The following is a 16,913-nucleotide window of genomic DNA, read 5'->3' as shown; positions in this document are numbered from 1 at the left end:
TTTCGGTCGAACGTCAGCCATCCAAATTGGTACGCTCACCTAATCTAGCGGCCGGCACCTGCAATCATACCACATGATGTATCACACGCCAAGTCACTCGCGTCGCCCAAGATATCGCCTACATTCGGGCAGAAAGCCGCCGTGCCAGATCCTCATGGGGGATGTCAGCGTCAATTGCCAGCCGGCGCAAACCGAAATGCACGCGCGCTATTTGCTGATAATAGCGCGTGTAGACATAGTTCGTGCCACCGCCGGCCAATGCCCCCAGCACAGGAACGGACTGGGCTGCAAGCTTTTGCCCCAGTACTATCGAAAAACGCGGCGCAACGGCGGCAATCAGGCGTTGCATGGCCGGTCCGGTCAGGGTCAGCCGGACCGAGAAAAAACCCAGGTCCGCCCCATCGTCATGCGACAATGGTCCCGCTGCCGACAAGACGCGGACGCAATCGAACTTTACGTTTTCGGCAGAGGGATCAAACCCCTCGCGCGCCGCAGCCCCCTGAATGGCACGTAGCAGCATCGCGGTTGTCGCGGGCAGCTCCATCAGGGCTGTCGAAACACCGCCCAGCCCCCCGGCCGCACCCATGGCAGTCGTCACTGCGGTATTGACCCAGGGCTGCTGATCAGGAACCGCGCGCCGCGAACCCTCGGCCGCATGCATCGCCAGCCATAACGCCTGCTCGGTTGCGCCTGTCAGGCCATTCCGAACGGGTTCTGGCAATTGCTCCAGCAATGACTCGGCTGATCCTCCAAGTTTGTTGAGAAGTTTCACGCCAGCCCCTCCGGCGGATCGGTAGTGATCCGCCAAACGATCCAGTTCGGCCTCGGTATCCACGTTTTCAACAAGAACAACGTTCTGCATTCACGCCCTCCTGCCTTTCAACATCGGCGTTGCGCAGCATGGTTTCAATAGGTCAGCGGCTCCAACGTGTCACCGCGCCCTGAACCCCGGACCAGGCGCCGGGCACCAGTTCCAGCCCCAAAACCCGGTCAGGGTTGGTGGGCGGAGGCATCTCGACCGCGTGCAATCGCGTGAAACCGAACCGGCTGTAATAGGGCTCATCCCCGACCAGCATGACCCTTTGCCAACCACGGGTGTGCCCCGCTTCGACTCCTGCATGTATCAGATATCCGCCAAGGCCTTCACCCTGATGGGTGGGGTGCACGGCAACCGGCCCCAGCAGCAGAGCATCATGATCACCGACATGAACCGGCCAGAACCGGATCGCACCGGCCAGAATCCCCTGACCGTCGCGCGCGACCAAAGACAAGCCCGCAACCGGCGGTACATCATCACGCAAGCGGTAGGACGACAAAGCCTCGCGACCCGGCGCAAAACACAGGTCATACAGGGCTTCGACCTCCCACCAGTCGTCCGGCTCTTCCGGCCTGATCCCGAATTGCTGCACCCTGCCCTCATTTACTTGCTGGCAATCGCCCTAGCACTTCGCTACGCCTTGGGCAAACGCTTGGAGATCAGATGTTCTACCGCCCCGAAGACGGCCACGGATTGCCGCACAACCCGTTCAACGCCATCATCACGCCGCGCCCGATTGGCTGGATTTCGACTCGGGACGCGGATGGGGTCAACAATCTGGCACCCTATTCCTTCTTTAACGGCGTCGCCTATACGCCACCGCAGGTCATGTTTGCCTCGACCGGCACCAAACAGGATCAGAACGCCGGCAAGGACAGCATCGCCAATATCGAGGCCACGGGCGTATTTTGTGTAAATGTCGTGGCCCATGCGCATCGGGACGCAATGAATGCAAGTTCGGCCGGGTTGCCGAAAGAAGTTGATGAGTTTTCGCATGCCGGGCTTTCACCCATAGAATGCGAAACCATCCCCTGCGCTCGGATCGATGGGGCCCCAGCTGCGTTGGAATGCAAGCTGACCCAGATCGTCACGCTGCCCGGTGAAGCCAATCGGGTGGTGTTTGGCGAGGTGACGGGTGTGCACCTGCACGACGATCACATTCGGGACGGCAAGTTTGACGTGACCTCGTTCCAACCTTTGGCACGGCTCGGGTATCGAGATTACTCTGTCGTTTCCGAGTTGTTTAGCCTTTCGAGACCGGATGACTGATGCCCCTGCCTGACGCTGCGCGCCGATATCCTGTCACTCTGCCAGATGGTACGGAACACAGAGGAACAGCCTTTCTGTCACAGGTGATCAACCACCCCAGAATTCAGGTGGGCGATTACACCTATGCGTCGGATTTTGACGCGCCCGAGGATTGGGCCAATCGTTTGGCGCCTTACCTTTTCGAGTTCTCGCGCGAAAAGCTGGTTTTGGGAAAGTTTTGCCAAATTGCCCATGGCGTCCGCTTTGTGACAGCTTCGGCAAATCACGCAACGGATGGGATAACCTGTTTTCCCTTTCCGGTTTTCGATCCGGAACGGATGCTGGAATATCAGCCAGACGTCCGGGACACCCAAGTCGGCAACGATGTCTGGATCGGCTATGGCGCGCTGATCATGCCAGGAGCCAGTATCGGTGACGGAGCGATAATTGGTGCGGGTTCAGTTGTTCGCGGGACAATCCCGCCTTATTCGGTTGTCACCGGCAATCCTGCCGAGGTAAGGCGGTATCGTTTTGACGCCGACAAGATCGAGCGGTTGCTTGCTTTGAAGTGGTGGGATTGGCCAGCCGAATTGATCACCGAAGCCGAAAGCGTCCTGCTGAGGGGAGATATCGAAACCCTGGAGCGTCTGGCCCTTTGAAAAAGGCGGCTTGTTCAGCCGCCTTTCAAAGTCAGTGCCCGCCCAGAATGCCGGTGCGGACAGAGTAGTCCACCGCCAGTTCGTAATCCGGATCATCATCACTGTCGACCATGAGGTGTCCCGCTTTTTTCAGCAGTTTGTGACAGTCACGGCTCAGGTGACGCAGCATGACCCGTTTACCTGCCGCCTCGTATTTTGCGGCGATGTTCTCGATGGCTTGCAGGGCGGACTGATCCACCACGCGGCTTTCGGCGAAGTCGATGATGACGGTTTCGGGGTCGTTCGGGACGTCGAACAGTTCGACAAAGCCGTCAGAGGACCCAAAGAACAGTGGCCCCTGAATTTCATAGACTTTCGCGCCTTTCTCGGTCTCGGAGTCACGCGTGACCGCATGAATGCGCTTGGCATTGTTCCAGGCATAGGCCAGCGCCGAGACGATGACGCCGACCACAACGGCAACGGCCAAGTCCTCCATCACCGTTACGACGGTGACCAGAACGATGACGAAGGCATCGGTCATTGGCACTTTGCGCAGAATTTTGAACGAGTTCCACGCAAAGGTGCCGATCACAACCATGAACATAACGCCAACCAGCGCGGCCAGCGGGATTTGTTCGATCAGGGGTGATGCGAACAGGATGAAGATCAGCAGGAAAAGCGCTGCTGCAATTCCGGCAATACGAGTACGCCCGCCGGATTTCACGTTGATCATCGACTGCCCGATCATCGCGCAACCGCCCATGCCGCCGAAAAATCCGGTCACGATATTCGACGCGCCCTGCGCGATGCATTCCTGAGACGCCCCACCACGCTTGCCTGTGATCTCACCCACGAGGTTCAAGGTCAGCAGGGATTCGATCAGGCCGATGGCGGCAAGAATGACTGCATATGGCAGGATGATCTCAAAGGTTTCCCAGTTCAGAGGTACCATTGGAATATGGAACGAAGGCAGGCCGCCTTCAATCGATGCCAGATCGCCGACGCGCGGCACATCGAGGCCAAAACCGATCACGATTGCCGCGACAACCAGAATACCGGCCAGCGGCGCAGGAATGATGCGTGTAATCCGGGGCATGACCCAGATCACTGCCATTGTCAGCCCGACAAGTCCCAGCATGGTGTAAAGCTGCATCCCGGACAGCCATTCGCCGCCGCTCATGCCATGACCGGTATTTTCCATGGTTCCGGGCACTTTGAACTGTCCCATCTGGGCAAGAAAGATCACGATGGCCAGACCGTTCACAAAGCCCAGCATGACAGGATGCGGCACCAAACGGATGAAGCGCCCCCAATGCATCGCCCCGGCGATGACCTGAAGGATTCCCATAAGAACAACGGTCGCGAACAGGTATTCAACCCCATGTTCGGCCACCAGTGCCACCATGACAACCGCAAGCGCGCCGGTCGCACCCGAGATCATGCCCGGTCGTCCACCGATCAGTGCGGTGATCAAACCGACCAAAAACGCCGCATAAAGACCGACCAGCGGGTGCACGCCCGCCACAAAGGCAAAGGCCACCGCCTCGGGCACCAGTGCAAGGGCAACCGTCAGGCCGGACAGCAGCTCGATCCGCAGGCGTGAGAAGGTCAGCCCTTCATCTGGAACCCAGCGCAGATCGGGAATGGCGAGGCGATTGGCAAAGCTTGCCAGCAAGGCTCGGGGCATCAGACAGTCCTATAGGATTATATGTTCGCGCGAAGGCGTCGTTGTAGCTGGCGCGCCGGCATTGAGCTACTGCATAAAACGGGATGCAGCCATGCGCGTGACGCATACGTGACGCTCGCGGCAAGTTGATTTGCAGAACCATGATGAAGCCACAACATGTGAGGCCATGCGTTGGATCCTCTTCTTACTGTTCCCGGCCCTTCCCGTCCTTGCACAGGATTTGGATGGCAATGACACGGCCGGCAACTGGCGGGTAACGCATCACGAGATTTTCGGCATCTGGAATTCGATTTGTGACGAGCGCGAAGAAGACGGTGCCCTGCGGCAGCGGTGCTACATCCGACGGGCAGAAGTGTTTTCCTTTCGGCCAAAATTTGCGGCACAGTTCGTTTTCATTACGCCCGAACCTGAAGGTTTCAAAGTTGAATTCGGGATCGAGCCGGGCACTTTCTTCAACCCATCCGGATTTCGCATCGACAACGGCGAAGAAGCCATATGGCGCACGCGGCGCCCCGGATGCCTGACCGGGCTTGGCTGTACCTTCGAAGACCAACGCGCCAAGGCGCTTTTGGACGCCATGCTGACCGGCGATGCGTTCCGCTTTGTGTTCCGAGACCGGCACGGACAATCACAGGATCTGACCAGGTCTCTGGGCATGTTTGGCGCGGCCTGGGATGATTTCACCGTGCAATCGCAGCAGCGCAACCTGTTGACGATACGGGAATAGGCCTCTTGTCAAACCTCGGCTGAACCCGCACAAATTCAACATCAGTTATTCAGGCGGAGCAGGACAGTGACCCAAACCAGGATAGCCGTCATCGGCGGATCAGGCATCTATGACATCGATGGGCTGGAAAACCCGGAATGGGTAGAGGTTGAGACCCCTTGGGGAACGCCGTCAGACCAGATCCTGACAGGGTCGCTTGACGGTGTCGATATGGCCTTTCTGCCACGTCATGGGCGCGGTCATGTGCATTCACCCACCGATGTACCTTATCGCGCCAATATCGATGCGCTGAAACGGTTGGGCGCGACGGACGTGATCTCGGTTTCGGCCTGCGGATCGTTCCGCGAACATATGGCTCCGGGTGACTTCGTGATTGTCGATCAGTTCATCGATCGCACTTTTGCACGGGACAAGAGCTTTTTCGGAACGGGCTGCGTTGCCCATGTCAGCGTTGCCCATCCCACCTGCCCACGCCTGTCTGACGCATGCGAGACGGCAGGTAAGGCCGCCGGCATCACCATCCACCGGGGCGGCACCTATCTGGCGATGGAGGGCCCCCAGTTTTCCAGCCTTGCGGAATCCAGGATGTATCGCGAGCAATGGGGCTGTGACGTGATCGGCATGACCAACATGCCCGAGGCGAAACTCGCCCGCGAGGCCGAGCTGTGTTACGCGTCGATCGCGATGGTCACCGACTATGACAGCTGGCACCCGGACCATGGCGAGGTGGACGTGTCCACGATCATCGCCACCCTGACCGGCAATGCCGACAAGGGCCGCACACTAGTCAAGGGCCTGCCATCCCTTCTGGGGGCCGAACGAGCGCCCTGCCCGCATGGCTGCGACCGGGCGCTGGAATACGCAATCCTGACCGCACCGGAAAACCGCGATCCGGCGCTTTTGGCCAAGTTGGATGCGGTGGCCGGGCGTATTCTTTAGCGCCGCTTCAGGGCATGCGCACCATGGCTGTCAGCAGGTCCTTTTCCCGGATGACGTTCAGCAAATCCCGAACCCTGACATCAACTGATTGCCCGTAGCTTTTCGGGCATTCGGGATTCGGATCTAATCTGGCGTCTGGGTTGACACCGTCGCAATGCATCAATTGTGAAAAATCGCCAACAGTGATCCCGGCGGGTCGAAAATTCACACCGATCGTGACTCTCTGCACCCTGTCGCGACCCGGGAACGCGCCCGGTTGCAATGTGATCAGTTGCGTTTCAATCAGCGATTTCGTGACAACACACACCCTGTCGCGCGCCATCAAGGCCGCAACCATCTCACATGCGCAATCATCTTCTGTATTTGGCATCACGTTGGTGTTCTCAAGCCTTGAAACAGTTCCCTCAAAGGCGACACGTCGACTTGCCGAAGACATTTCATGCCCAGGCGCAGTGGCGCTTTCAGCGTCGGAAAACCAAGACTTTACAAGTTCGACCAACTGAACAAAATTCGGAAGCGCCTCGGTCAGGCCGTTCACATATTCGGAATGCTTGTAATATGTATTTTTGTCGTCCGCATCAATTTCAAGCGGACACAGCCTGGTCATACGCTGCCCGTCGGCCGAGACACGCACCAGATCGCCGGATTCAAACGGTGCGGCGTTCAACAGGACGTTCATCCCGTTATACTTCACCACGTCCCCTTTGTGCACGTCCGACATAACGAAATAGGCAAACCAACCCGCCACGAAAAACCCTGCCACCAAGGCAACCGAGACCAGTGTTAAAACTAATTTACGGGTCATGTCGCACCTATGGTTTTGGGCAACAGAAACCGTTTCCACAGGCATATTTGCCGGGCTCGCATAGAGCCAGGGACACTGAGGGAACGCTGATCAAGGATACGCAGACAAGCACGGAAAAGAAAAACTTCATATCTAAACTCCTTAAAAAGTGACGTTATAGCATAAAACACTGCGCAAATCGAATCTCACCGAAGGTCAACCAGAGTGACTGATCCAAACAGAAATTTAGCGGACGCAGTAATTGTCATGCCGTTGCAGTTTGGATAAGCAGAACGTCAGGAATCTGTTTCGAGAATAATCTTATGCAACTCGATCTCTGGCTGGCCTTTGTTGCCGCATCCACCGCCCTGCTGCTGATCCCCGGCCCGACGGTGTTGCTGGTGCTCAGCTATGCCCTGTCCAAGGGGCGCAGTGTCGCCGTCGCGTCCGCCACAGGTGTTGCGGTGGGCGATCTTGTGGCCATGACCGCATCTTTGCTGGGGCTTGGCGCGCTTGTTCTTGCATCGGCAACCCTGTTTTCCGTGCTGAAATGGGTCGGCGCAGCCTATCTGGTCTGGCTTGGGGTCAAACTGTTGCGCAGCGCACCGGCCGGTGGATTGAGCACGGTCGACACCGGGCGGGATGTCACCGCGCGCAGAGTATTCGGCCACGCAGCCGCCGTTACTGCCCTGAACCCGAAATCCATCGCCTTCTTCGTTGCCTTTGTGCCGCAGTTCATACGCCCTGCTGAACCACTTGGACCTCAGTTCGTCATCCTGATTGCCACATTCGTCGGGCTGGCCTGGTTGAATGCGTTGGCCTACGCGCTTTTGGCGGACAGGTTGCGGCGGCTTATCGGTCGCGCCAGCGTGATCACTGCGATGACACGGTTTGGCGGGTTGACGTTGATCGGAATGGGCATGGCCACGGCGGTCCTGCGCCGACCGGCCTGATACCGCATCAGTCTTCGGCGTGCTCTTTAATGAATCCACGGATAAATCTGCGGATTTCGCGCGCAGCCGACGTGTCTAGCTCTTTGCAAAGCTCGACAAACGAGTCACGTTCATCCCTGTCGAGGCGCAAGACCAACTGACTGTTTTTCTTGGTCGATCCTTTGCCTTCATTCCTGGCCACGTGTATTTTTCCCAACGAAGTTAAGCTCTATCTGGCGATGCCGTGTATATCCATAGCATAGTTTTTGTCGTTATCGGGCACTTAACGGCAAGGACAGGAAATTGACAATGAACCTTGCCACTTTCGGGCAATTCATTAGCCAGTTCCTCGCAATTGAAGCCGACCGCGCCTGTGACCCGGACGTGTCGAATTGCAAACCAGACAGATTGCTCGTTGCACGCCCGGAAATCCGAGCGCGGGGGCTGTTTGGAACAGGTGGCAGCAAGCTAAAAAATGGGTCGGAGATTTATCTTGGCCAGCGCATGGTTGCCTCGGTTTTTTGGCCTGCTCAACGCTGCAACCCAAATCCGCTGCTGATCCGGCCTTGGAATTGTTCCTTGCATGGCCAACCCTCTTGGGCCAAACACAATACCTGTGTTTGACGCTAAAAGGTTGGTCCATGTCCAGAAACAAATCTGTCAAAGATTACGTCCGAACCATCGTCGATTTCCCCCATGAAGGGATCATGTTTCGGGATGTGACAACCCTGTTTGCCGACCCCCGCGGGTTTCGGATGGCGATTGACCAGATGCTGCACCCCTATGCCGGTGAGCGGATCGACAAAGTGGTCGGGCTCGAAGCACGCGGCTTTATTCTCGGCGGTGCGATTGCACATCAGTTGAGCGTCGGTTTTGTCCCGATCCGCAAAAAAGGCAAACTGCCCGGCACGACAATCAGTCAGGACTACAAGTTGGAATACGGAGAGGCGATCGTCGAGATTCATGACGATGCCATCCAACCCGGTGAAAAAATTCTGGTGGTTGACGATCTGCTGGCCACGGGCGGAACTGCCGCGGCGGGTATTAAGCTGATCGAACGGCTTGGGGGCGAAATCGTCTCGTGCGCCTTCATCATTGACCTGCCCGAACTTGGCGGCAGCAAAGTGTTGGAGGAGATGGGCATGGACGTGCATGTCCTGTGCGAATTCGAAGGACTCTGACCAGGAGTTTTTCACAAAAACGTGACTGGAAACTGAAAACCGGGCGGGCTTAGCGCGGTTTTTGCGCCGATCAAGGCGCAAAACGGATCAATACAAGTGATCTTGTGGTCAGGTTGCCCCGTACCCCGGGTGATGCTGCTTGAAGCATTTCAACCTAGGGAGTTTAGCTCATGTTCCGCAAATTCGCCGCCGCCGGTGTCGCCTCGATCCTGTTCAGCACTGCTGCATTCGCCGATGGTCACGGCAAGGACATTGTCGACACAGCCGTCGCCGCTGGCAGCTTTGAAACACTCGTCGCGGCAGTTCAGGCCGCCGAACTGGTGGACACACTCAAAGGCGAAGGCCCGTTCACCGTATTTGCCCCCACCGATGACGCGTTCGCGGCTTTGCCCGAAGGCACCGTCGAAAACTTGCTGAAGCCCGAAAACAAGGATCAGCTGGTGGCCATTCTGACCTACCACGTCGTGCCGGGCAAAGTGATGTCAGGTGATCTGAGCGATGACATGACGGCTGCAACCGTACAAGGCGGCGATATCACGATCGATCTGGATTCGGGTGTGATGGTGAATGACGCCAACGTGGTTCAGGCCGACATCGAAACCAAGAACGGCGTGATCCATGTGATCGACAAGGTGATCCTGCCTGCCTCGTAAGAAACAATCGGGCACGGTCCGACGCTCGGGCCGTGTTCACCCTTTCAGTACCGCGCCGGGATTCATGATGCCCTGCGGGTCTAATGCCAGTTTGATAGCCCGCATCGCGCCCAGCTTGGCTGGATCGCCATAGCGTTCCAAATCGTTGGTCTTGAGGCGCCCGACCCCATGTTCGGCACTGACTGATCCGTCGAAGGCGTAAACCAGATCATGGACGGCCTGCTTGATCGCGCCTCTTTGATCATCAAATTCCGATCGGTGCCGCCCTTTGGGCGGGAACACGTTGTAATGCAGATTGCCGTCACCAAGATGGCCAAAGCAATTGATCCGGAAGGGCCCCAGGCCTGCAATCAATTTTCTGCCTTCGCAAATGAAATCGGGAATTCTGGAAATCGGGATCGAGATATCATGGCTCGACACTGACCCGATCAAACGATTGGCTTCGGGAATGCGTTCACGCACCGCCCACAAATCGGCCCGCTGCGCTTCACTTTGGGCGATTACTCCGTCCTGAACCTGACCAAGCTCTTCAGCGCGAACAAAGAGTCCCTCCAATGCGGCAAATGGTGAATGCCCGTCAGCCAGACCCAGCTCGATCAATACGCTCCACTCCGGGGGCGAGGCGAACGGTTGACGGACATCCGGCAGAACCTCGGTCAGGAAATCTAGCCCCTGCCGGTGGATCAGCTCAAACGTACTGACGGCCTCACCCACCTTGTCCCGCGCCAAAGCCAGCAGGTCGATCGCCGCTTCAGGAGAAGCCACATGAAACACCGCCGTCCCTACACCGGCAGGTCGTGGGAACAGCTTGAGCGATGCGGCAGTGATGATCCCCAGCGTCCCCTCGGCCCCGATCAGCAGGTTGCGCAGGTCATAGCCGGTGTTGTCCTTTCGCAGCCGGCTGAGGCCGTGCCAGATCTCACCATTGGGCAGCACCGCCTCAAGCCCCAGGCACAGGTCGCGCGCGTTGCCATACCGCAAAACGTTGACGCCCCCTGCGTTGGTCGACAAGTTGCCCCCGATCCGGCAGGATCCCTGCGCCGCCAATGACAAAGGAAACAACCGGTTTACCGCCTCGGCTGCGGCCTGAACATCTTGAAGAATAGCCCCGGCTTCGGCGACCAGAACGTTCTCGGTTGGAAAGACAGACCGGATGACGGTCATCCGTTCCAACGAGATCACCAACGGCGCAGGCCCCGCCGACATCACCTGACCGCCGACCAGGCCAGTGCCGCCGCCATATGGAACGATCGGAACCTGTGCCTGCGCTGCCAACCTGACCAGCAGCGCCACCTCTTCGGTGTTACGCGGCAAGGCCAGCAGGCCGACCCGTCCCGAAAAACGTCCGCGCGGCTCTTCCAAATACCGTTCTCCGACGGGGCGCAGCACCCCGTCGCCCAGTTTCGAACGGATCAGCGCGGCAAAACTGTCATCAGCGGGGTTCAAACTCATACGCCTTCAATGCCCAAGCGATGCGGTTGCCGCAAGCCTTATTCAAGATCAATCAGATAGCGCGGCTCAAGCACCACAACCGTGGGGCGGTCCGGAAGGTTCCGCAACGACACGGTAATCTCCGACACCCCGTCGCGCTCAACCGGAAATGTATCCCTGATATCCACCAGGAAGCGATCCAGCGAAAACTGCGAGAACCAGTGCATCGGAATGATGACGGAGCTTTTCAGCCGTTTCAGAACCGCAATCATCTCGGGCAGAGGCATGGTGGTCCCGCCATCAACGGCGGCCATGACCACATCCAGCCGCCCAAGCGCGGCAAACTGCTCATCCGAAGGGACATGATGCAAATGCCCCAGATGACCTATGCACAACCCCTCAACCTCGAACACAAAAATCGAATTGCCGCGCTCTTCGACCCCACCATAAACAGATCGTATATCGGTCGAGACATTGCGCACCAGCATCTCACCCAGATCCAGATGATGCTCGATACCTTTTCCGAACTCTCCCCACCCCGGAAGAACATGCGGAATGGCCGGGTCGGGATTCGCTGTCCAATGCGTGCCGTGGGCATGATTCATCGTCACCACGTCGGGGATCAGGTTTGCGCTGCCGATAAATCCGGTAAAATCCGTCACCGCATTCAGCCCGCCGCGGGTCTGGATCATGAAAGAGGCATGCGCGATATAGCTGATCCGCACCGAGAATTCCGGCACAGTATCCTGCCAGGCCGCCCTGTGCAGATACTCGATTCCGGGCGCCGCATCGGCAATGGCGACACAGTGACTTGGCCGACGCTCCTGCGCAGCGGCCCCGCCCGAAATCACCATCAATGCCGCAATCAACCAGCGCATACCCAGAGTGTAGCGCAGAACGACGACAAGTCATGCCCCTTGTTCATCTGGCCCCAAATATCCCGGGGGAGGCGCGGCTTGCCGCGACGGGGGCAGCGCCCCCTATCCCGCGTCGGTTCTTCCGCGCCGGTCGGACCGCAGGCTGGCATACAGAACATGCGTCCGCCACCGCCCGTTGATTTGCAAATACGACTGCGCCACGCCCTCGTATTTGAAGGCCGAACTTTCCAGCAATCCGCGCGACGCCCGGTTTTCCGGCAGGCAGGCGGCTTCGATCCGGCTCAGGTCCAAACGGGTAAAGGCATGGTGAACCATCGCGCCGATGGCTTCACGCATATACCCTTGTCGGGCAAAAGCCTGACCGGTCCAATACCCCAATGTGCCCGCCTGCGCGGGACCGCGCCGAATGTTGTCCAGCGTGATGGCCCCAACCAACACGTCATCCTCGCGGCGAAACAGAAAAAGCGGGATTGCCGTCCCGGCCGCTACCGAACGTTGTGCCCAATACACACGGTTGGTAAAGGATTTGCGGCTCAGGTGGTCCTTGGCCCAGATCGGTTCCCAAGGCGTCAGATAGTCTTTCGAGGCCCGCCGCAACGCGGCCCAATCGTTGAAGTCGGAATGTACTGGCGGGCGCAGGCTGAGCCGCGCAGTCTCGAGTTTCAGCTTGCGTCTGCCCAACAGCATCACGCCGCCCGCCTCTCCTGTAGTTCGGCCAATGTCGGCGCCCCCGAAACCGGCCCGTACAGCGCCAAAGCGGCAGGTGCGTTGACGGCCATCTGCTCGGCAAATACGCGCACATCTTCGGTGCTGACCGCATCAATCCGGGCCACCGTATCTTCCAGAGACGGGACCCGCCCCCAGATCTGCACCAGCCGCGCCAACCGTTCGGCCCGGTTTGACGGGCTTTCCAGCCCCATCAACATCCCGGCTTTCATCTGCGCACGGGCACGGGCAACCTCTTCCGCGGTCATGTCCTCTGCTGCGCGCTTCATTTCGTCGATGGTGATGGTGGCAAGCTCTGCCACCTGATCTGCCGAGGTACCGGCGTAGATCGTCGTCGTACCGGTATCGGCATAGGCACCGGTCTGGGCAAAGATCGTATAGCACAGCCCGCGCGACTCGCGCACCTCCTGGAACAACCGCGAAGACATGCCACCCCCCAAAGCGGTGGAATAGATCTGCGCCGTATAGATCGCATCGTCGCGATAGCCCGGGCTTTCCAGCGCAAGTGCGAAATGGGCCTGCTCCAGCACTTTTTCCTGCCGCGCTTCACCACCGGTAAAACGCGCAGGCTCGGCGATCAGCCCTGTGCGTGGTTGCAGATGACCGAACATCTCTTCGGCCATTTTCATCAGCTGATCGTGATCCACGGCACCGGCAGCGGACAGGATCATCTGATCGGGGCCATAATGCTCTGCTACGAAGCCAGAGAGGTCTTCTCGTGAAAACGCACTGACCCGTTCGGAGGGTCCCAGAATGGTGCGGCCCAAAGGCTGGTCGTGATAGCTCTGCTCCTGCAACCAGTCAAAGATCACATCGTCAGGTGTGTCATAGGCCTGGCCGATCTCCTGAAGGATCACGCCGCGCTCAACCTCGATTTCGCGCGGGTCGAAAACCGGGTTCAGAACGATGTCGCCGATCACGTCCATCGCCAGCGCCACGTCGTCCTTCAGGACGCGCGCGTAATAGGCCGTTACCTCGCGCGAGGTATAGGCGTTGATATACCCGCCCACATCCTCGATCGCCTCGGCGATTTGCAGCGCCGAACGTCGCTCGGTTCCCTTGAACGCCATATGTTCAAGGAAATGTGCGATGCCGTTCTGTTCGATCCGCTCATGCCGCCCACCGGCGGTTACCCAGATGCCGATGGCCGCAGATTGCAGCCCCGGCATATGTTCACTGACGATACGAAAGCCGTTCTTCAGTTGGTCTTGTCTGACAGTCACTCGGCGATGTGCCCTTTGATATGATCCTCGATGGCGCCCAGATCGTTGGCGATCCGGGTGACCCGTTCCGGACGTTCATACAGATCAGACATGCGGGATGGAAGAGGCGGATGCACGTCGCTCGCCTTCTCGACTGCGGCAGGGAACTTGGCGGGATGCGCAGTGGCCAAGGTGATCATCGGGGTATCGGTGGCACGGTGGTCTTGGCCGACCTTGATCCCGACCGCAGTGTGGGGGCAGACCAGTTCCGCGTTGTGGGCAAGCGTATGCCTGATCGTCGCCAGCGTTTCGCCTTCGGACACCCGGCCCGAGTCAAAACTCTCGCGCAGCGCTTCCATCGCGCCCTGGCTGACATTGAAGCCGCCATTTTTGAGCTCATCCATCAACTGCGCCACGGCACCGCCGTCCTCGCCATAGGCGTAATACAACGCCCGCTCAAAGTTCGAGCTGACCTGAATGTCCATCGACGGGCTGATCGAGGGGATGGTGTCGCCCTTGAAATACCCCTCACCCGACAGACACCGGTGCAGGATGTCGTTCTGGTTGGTTGCCACGACCAGACGATCGATGGGCAAGCCCATGCGCTTGGCCAGATAGCCCGCGAAGATGTCGCCGAAATTGCCGGTCGGCACGGTGAAGCTGACCTTGCGGTGCGGCGCGCCGAGGCTGACGGCGGCCGAGAAGAAATAGACGATCTGCGCCAGCACCCGGGCGAAGTTGATCGAATTCACACCCGCCAGCTTGACCCCGTCGCGGAAGTCGAAATCGTTGAACATATCTTTCAGCGCAGCCTGACAATCATCGAAATCGCCATCCACGGCCAGAGCATGAACATTGCTGTCCGCAGGCGTCGTCATCTGGCGACGCTGCACCTCGGACACGCGGCCATGTGGGAACAGGATGAATACATCCACGGCATCCAGCCCCCGAAAGGCCTCGATCGCGGCCGAGCCGGTGTCACCGCTGGTGGCGCCGACGATGGTCACGCGGTCATTGCGCCGTTTCAGGGCCACCTGGAACAGCTGGCCGATCAACTGCATGGCAAAGTCCTTGAACGCCAGCGTGGGCCCATGGAACAGTTCCAGCAGAAAATGGTTCTCGTTCAGTTGCTTCAACGGTGCGCGGGCGTCATGACCAAATCCTTCATAGGCGCGGGCAATGATCTGCTTGAACTCATCCTCGGCAAAGGAGCCGCTGACATAGGGCCACATCACACGGAATGCGATGTCTTCATAGGGCAGACCAGCCAGCGCCGCGATCTCGTCATGGCTCATCACCGGGATCTCGGCGGGCAGATACAGACCCCCATCGCGGGCCAATCCGGTCAGCATCGCCTCTTCAAAGGTCAGTTCTGGCGCTTGGCCACGGGTCGAGATGTATTTCATTGCTCTTCACTCTCAGAAGGGGCGCGATTGCGCCACAGGAAATAACTGGTCATCACAGCCCAGACCAGAGCCAAGCCAAACCAGGTGATTGCATATTGCAGGTGATCGTTTGGAATCCCCGCCGTATCCACCGGCAAAGGCGTCACGTTCGGGTCGGTCTGAGACCGCGCGATCAGCAACACCGGCTCGGCCCCCAAAGCGGCGGCCAGATTGGGCACGTCCCGGGCAAACCAGATGTTGTCGTCAATATCGGGCTCGGGCGTATAGCTGTCGACCTCATCCGGCCAGTGCAGGTTGCCGGTGATCTCCATCGGACCGGTCAGACGCGGCGCCTGTTTTGCCGTTGTCGGCACAAACCCCCGATCGACCAGAATTGTGCGGTCCTCGGTGCTGAACGATTGGATGATGCGATACCCTGCCCCGACCTGTTTGACCGAAACAAGCACATGGATTTCGCCTGGTTCCATTTCACCCGAAACCGTTACCGGAAGGTATTTGTCGGTGTCCTCTGAAACATGCCTGGGCAAGGCGATGGGGTCGGCTGAAATGCGGCTTTCGATCTCTGCCAACAGCTCCTGTTTCCAGGCCAGACGCTGCGTCTGCCAGATCCCCAGCGACAGCAGAACGCCCAAACCGGCGAGGCCGAAGATCAGCAGGAACAGAATGCGGCGCATGGCAGGGTCGAACCTCGTTTCAGGAACCGGCGTCTTGTTAAGGGGCGTGTGGGCCAAATTGCAACCACGCAATTGTATGGGGCGCAATCTTGCGCCCGGAACAGAGAAAAAGCCGCCCCTCAAGGGCGGCTTTTGCAATTTGATCAGCTGATCGGGCTTACATCAGCGGGGCCTGTCCCCAGATGTAGACCGCGAAAAACAGGAACAGCCAGACAACGTCGACGAAGTGCCAGTACCAGGCCGCCGCTTCGAACCCGACATGCTTTTCCGGTGTGAAGTCGCCTTTGAGGGCCCGGATCAGGCAGACCGACAGGAAGATGGTGCCGATGATGACGTGGAAACCATGGAAACCGGTCGCCATGAAGAAGTTCGAATAGAACTGATCATCGCCAAATTTCCAGCCTTCATGGGCCAGCAGCTCGTAATACTCGAACGCCTGCAAACCGGTAAAGGCAATGCCCAGAACGATACCGATGGCCAGACCGTTGATCAGCGCTTTGCGGTCGTTGTCATGCACCAGCGCGTGGTGCGCCCAGGTAATAGCACAGCCTGACAGCAGCAGAACCAGAGTGTTGATCAGCGGCAGGTGGAACGGGTCAACCGCGTGGATGTCCGGCTGGATGTATTCGGTGCCGGCATAGTCGTACATCGGGTACATGCGATGTTTGAAGAACGACCAGAACCAGGCAAAGAAGAACATCACCTCGGACATGACGAACAGGATGAAACCGTAGCGCAGTCCGATGCGAACGACAGGGGTGTGATCCCCCTGGCGGCTTTCGACAACAACTTCGGACCACCAAGCGAACATGGTGTAAAGAACTGCGACCAGACCGGCCCAGAACATCCACGGGGTCAATCCGTGCATCCAAAGGACGGCTCCGAACAACATCACAAAGCCGCCGACAGCTCCGATCAGAGGCCAGATCGACGGGGCCAGAATGTGATAATCATGGTTTTTAGCGTGTGCCATCAGCGTCCCTCACCTAC

Annotated in this window: 19 protein-coding genes; 8 read left to right on the top strand and 11 right to left on the bottom strand. The window is 58.4% G+C overall.

What is annotated here, in order from left to right:
* Positions 1 to 118: 118 nt before the first annotated feature.
* Positions 119 to 862, bottom strand: coding sequence for an EcsC family protein (locus tag GS614_RS15245; protein ID WP_171170805.1), 744 nt, complete (start codon positions 860 to 862; stop codon positions 119 to 121).
* 52 nt (positions 863 to 914) lie between these two features.
* Positions 915 to 1,409: a GNAT family N-acetyltransferase gene (locus GS614_RS15240; protein ID WP_152457277.1), complete on the bottom strand. Its 495-nt coding sequence runs from the start codon at positions 1,407 to 1,409 to the stop codon at positions 915 to 917.
* Between the two features lie 71 nt (positions 1,410 to 1,480).
* Between GS614_RS15240 and GS614_RS15235 the strand changes: the two genes are divergently transcribed.
* Complete coding sequence (locus GS614_RS15235) at positions 1,481 to 2,086, top strand: flavin reductase family protein (RefSeq protein ID WP_171330173.1); 606 nt, start codon at positions 1,481 to 1,483, stop codon at positions 2,084 to 2,086.
* Entirely contained in the window at positions 2,086 to 2,724 is a 639-nt protein-coding gene (locus tag GS614_RS15230; RefSeq protein ID WP_171726707.1) for a CatB-related O-acetyltransferase, read from the top strand. The genes GS614_RS15235 and GS614_RS15230 overlap by 1 nt, the downstream gene beginning before the upstream one ends.
* 31 nt (positions 2,725 to 2,755) lie before the next feature.
* Here GS614_RS15230 and GS614_RS15225 read toward each other — a convergent pair whose 3' ends face one another.
* A complete protein-coding gene (locus GS614_RS15225; protein ID WP_171726706.1) occupies positions 2,756 to 4,390 on the bottom strand; it encodes a SulP family inorganic anion transporter in 1,635 nt (544 codons plus the stop codon).
* A 166-nt stretch (positions 4,391 to 4,556) separates the two neighbouring features.
* Here GS614_RS15225 and GS614_RS15220 point away from each other — a divergent pair, with 166 nt between their 5' ends.
* Positions 4,557 to 5,117 carry a hypothetical protein gene (locus tag GS614_RS15220; protein WP_171726705.1) on the top strand — a complete coding sequence of 187 codons (561 nt, stop codon included), beginning with the start codon at positions 4,557 to 4,559 and terminating at the stop codon, positions 5,115 to 5,117.
* A gap of 66 nt (positions 5,118 to 5,183) precedes the next feature.
* On the top strand, positions 5,184 to 6,056 hold the full coding sequence (locus GS614_RS15215; RefSeq protein ID WP_171726704.1) for an S-methyl-5'-thioadenosine phosphorylase: 873 nt from the start codon (positions 5,184 to 5,186) through the stop codon (positions 6,054 to 6,056).
* A 7-nt stretch (positions 6,057 to 6,063) separates the two neighbouring features.
* Here the strand turns inward: GS614_RS15215 and GS614_RS15210 are convergent, their stop codons facing one another.
* A complete protein-coding gene (locus tag GS614_RS15210; protein WP_171726703.1) occupies positions 6,064 to 6,861 on the bottom strand; it encodes a hypothetical protein in 798 nt (265 codons plus the stop codon).
* 302 nt (positions 6,862 to 7,163) lie between these two features.
* Here GS614_RS15210 and GS614_RS15205 point away from each other — a divergent pair, with 302 nt between their 5' ends.
* The 4 genes from GS614_RS15205 to GS614_RS15190 all read left to right on the top strand — a co-directional run bounded on the left by GS614_RS15205 (position 7,164) and on the right by GS614_RS15190 (position 9,606).
* Positions 7,164 to 7,793 carry a LysE family translocator gene (locus tag GS614_RS15205; RefSeq protein ID WP_171726702.1) on the top strand — a complete coding sequence of 210 codons (630 nt, stop codon included), beginning with the start codon at positions 7,164 to 7,166 and terminating at the stop codon, positions 7,791 to 7,793.
* A 288-nt stretch (positions 7,794 to 8,081) separates the two neighbouring features.
* On the top strand, positions 8,082 to 8,396 hold the full coding sequence (locus GS614_RS15200; RefSeq protein WP_171726701.1) for a hypothetical protein: 315 nt from the start codon (positions 8,082 to 8,084) through the stop codon (positions 8,394 to 8,396).
* 17 nt (positions 8,397 to 8,413) lie between these two features.
* Positions 8,414 to 8,953, top strand: coding sequence for an adenine phosphoribosyltransferase (locus tag GS614_RS15195; RefSeq protein ID WP_171726700.1), 540 nt, complete (start codon positions 8,414 to 8,416; stop codon positions 8,951 to 8,953).
* Positions 8,954 to 9,123: 170 nt separating this feature from the next.
* Positions 9,124 to 9,606, top strand: a complete 483-nt coding sequence (locus GS614_RS15190; RefSeq protein WP_117869700.1) for a fasciclin domain-containing protein — start codon at positions 9,124 to 9,126, stop codon at positions 9,604 to 9,606.
* 36 nt (positions 9,607 to 9,642) lie between these two features.
* Here the strand turns inward: GS614_RS15190 and GS614_RS15185 are convergent, their stop codons facing one another.
* From GS614_RS15185 to GS614_RS15155, 7 genes are all read right to left on the bottom strand, one after another.
* On the bottom strand, positions 9,643 to 11,058 hold the full coding sequence (locus GS614_RS15185) for an FAD-binding oxidoreductase (RefSeq protein ID WP_171726699.1): 1,416 nt from the start codon (positions 11,056 to 11,058) through the stop codon (positions 9,643 to 9,645).
* 38 nt (positions 11,059 to 11,096) lie between these two features.
* A complete protein-coding gene (locus tag GS614_RS15180; RefSeq protein WP_171726698.1) occupies positions 11,097 to 11,915 on the bottom strand; it encodes an MBL fold metallo-hydrolase in 819 nt (272 codons plus the stop codon).
* 102 nt (positions 11,916 to 12,017) lie between these two features.
* Positions 12,018 to 12,602, bottom strand: a complete 585-nt coding sequence (locus tag GS614_RS15175; protein WP_171117536.1) for a GNAT family N-acetyltransferase — start codon at positions 12,600 to 12,602, stop codon at positions 12,018 to 12,020.
* Positions 12,602 to 13,864 (bottom strand): pitrilysin family protein, encoded by a 1,263-nt coding sequence (locus GS614_RS15170; RefSeq protein WP_171232575.1) that lies wholly within the window; start codon positions 13,862 to 13,864, stop codon positions 12,602 to 12,604. Before GS614_RS15170 ends, GS614_RS15175 begins: the two co-directional genes overlap by 1 nt.
* Positions 13,861 to 15,249: a threonine synthase gene (thrC, locus tag GS614_RS15165; protein WP_171726697.1), complete on the bottom strand. Its 1,389-nt coding sequence runs from the start codon at positions 15,247 to 15,249 to the stop codon at positions 13,861 to 13,863. The genes GS614_RS15170 and thrC overlap by 4 nt, the downstream gene beginning before the upstream one ends.
* Positions 15,246 to 15,923: an SURF1 family protein gene (locus GS614_RS15160; protein WP_171726696.1), complete on the bottom strand. Its 678-nt coding sequence runs from the start codon at positions 15,921 to 15,923 to the stop codon at positions 15,246 to 15,248. The genes thrC and GS614_RS15160 overlap by 4 nt, the downstream gene beginning before the upstream one ends.
* 157 nt (positions 15,924 to 16,080) lie before the next feature.
* Complete coding sequence (locus GS614_RS15155) at positions 16,081 to 16,896, bottom strand: cytochrome c oxidase subunit 3 (protein WP_152457261.1); 816 nt, start codon at positions 16,894 to 16,896, stop codon at positions 16,081 to 16,083.
* Between the last annotated feature and the right edge of the window lie 17 nt (positions 16,897 to 16,913).

The sequence above is a fragment of the Ruegeria sp. HKCCD6604 genome, from assembly GCF_013110635.1.
Taxonomy (GTDB): Bacteria; Pseudomonadota; Alphaproteobacteria; order Rhodobacterales; family Rhodobacteraceae; genus Ruegeria.
This window is presented reverse-complemented; position numbering and strand designations above follow the sequence as displayed.

What these genes read in the sequence shown, in the direction of transcription:
- GS614_RS15230 (WP_171726707.1), top strand. Translation starts at nt 2,086, where the DNA reads ATGCCCCTGCCTGACGCTGCGCGCCGATATCCTGTCACTCTGCCAGAT.
- GS614_RS15175 (WP_171117536.1), bottom strand. Translation starts at nt 12,602, where the DNA reads ATGCTGTTGGGCAGACGCAAGCTGAAACTCGAGACTGCGCGGCTCAGC.
- GS614_RS15155 (WP_152457261.1), bottom strand. Translation starts at nt 16,896, where the DNA reads ATGGCACACGCTAAAAACCATGATTATCACATTCTGGCCCCGTCGATC.
- GS614_RS15190 (WP_117869700.1), top strand. Translation starts at nt 9,124, where the DNA reads ATGTTCCGCAAATTCGCCGCCGCCGGTGTCGCCTCGATCCTGTTCAGC.
- GS614_RS15225 (WP_171726706.1), bottom strand. Translation starts at nt 4,390, where the DNA reads ATGCCCCGAGCCTTGCTGGCAAGCTTTGCCAATCGCCTCGCCATTCCC.
- thrC (WP_171726697.1), bottom strand. Translation starts at nt 15,249, where the DNA reads ATGAAATACATCTCGACCCGTGGCCAAGCGCCAGAACTGACCTTTGAA.
- GS614_RS15205 (WP_171726702.1), top strand. Translation starts at nt 7,164, where the DNA reads ATGCAACTCGATCTCTGGCTGGCCTTTGTTGCCGCATCCACCGCCCTG.
- GS614_RS15160 (WP_171726696.1), bottom strand. Translation starts at nt 15,923, where the DNA reads ATGCGCCGCATTCTGTTCCTGCTGATCTTCGGCCTCGCCGGTTTGGGC.
- GS614_RS15245 (WP_171170805.1), bottom strand. Translation starts at nt 862, where the DNA reads ATGCAGAACGTTGTTCTTGTTGAAAACGTGGATACCGAGGCCGAACTG.
- GS614_RS15235 (WP_171330173.1), top strand. Translation starts at nt 1,481, where the DNA reads ATGTTCTACCGCCCCGAAGACGGCCACGGATTGCCGCACAACCCGTTC.
- GS614_RS15185 (WP_171726699.1), bottom strand. Translation starts at nt 11,058, where the DNA reads ATGAGTTTGAACCCCGCTGATGACAGTTTTGCCGCGCTGATCCGTTCG.
- GS614_RS15220 (WP_171726705.1), top strand. Translation starts at nt 4,557, where the DNA reads ATGCGTTGGATCCTCTTCTTACTGTTCCCGGCCCTTCCCGTCCTTGCA.
- GS614_RS15210 (WP_171726703.1), bottom strand. Translation starts at nt 6,861, where the DNA reads ATGACCCGTAAATTAGTTTTAACACTGGTCTCGGTTGCCTTGGTGGCA.
- GS614_RS15180 (WP_171726698.1), bottom strand. Translation starts at nt 11,915, where the DNA reads ATGCGCTGGTTGATTGCGGCATTGATGGTGATTTCGGGCGGGGCCGCT.
- GS614_RS15195 (WP_171726700.1), top strand. Translation starts at nt 8,414, where the DNA reads ATGTCCAGAAACAAATCTGTCAAAGATTACGTCCGAACCATCGTCGAT.
- GS614_RS15200 (WP_171726701.1), top strand. Translation starts at nt 8,082, where the DNA reads ATGAACCTTGCCACTTTCGGGCAATTCATTAGCCAGTTCCTCGCAATT.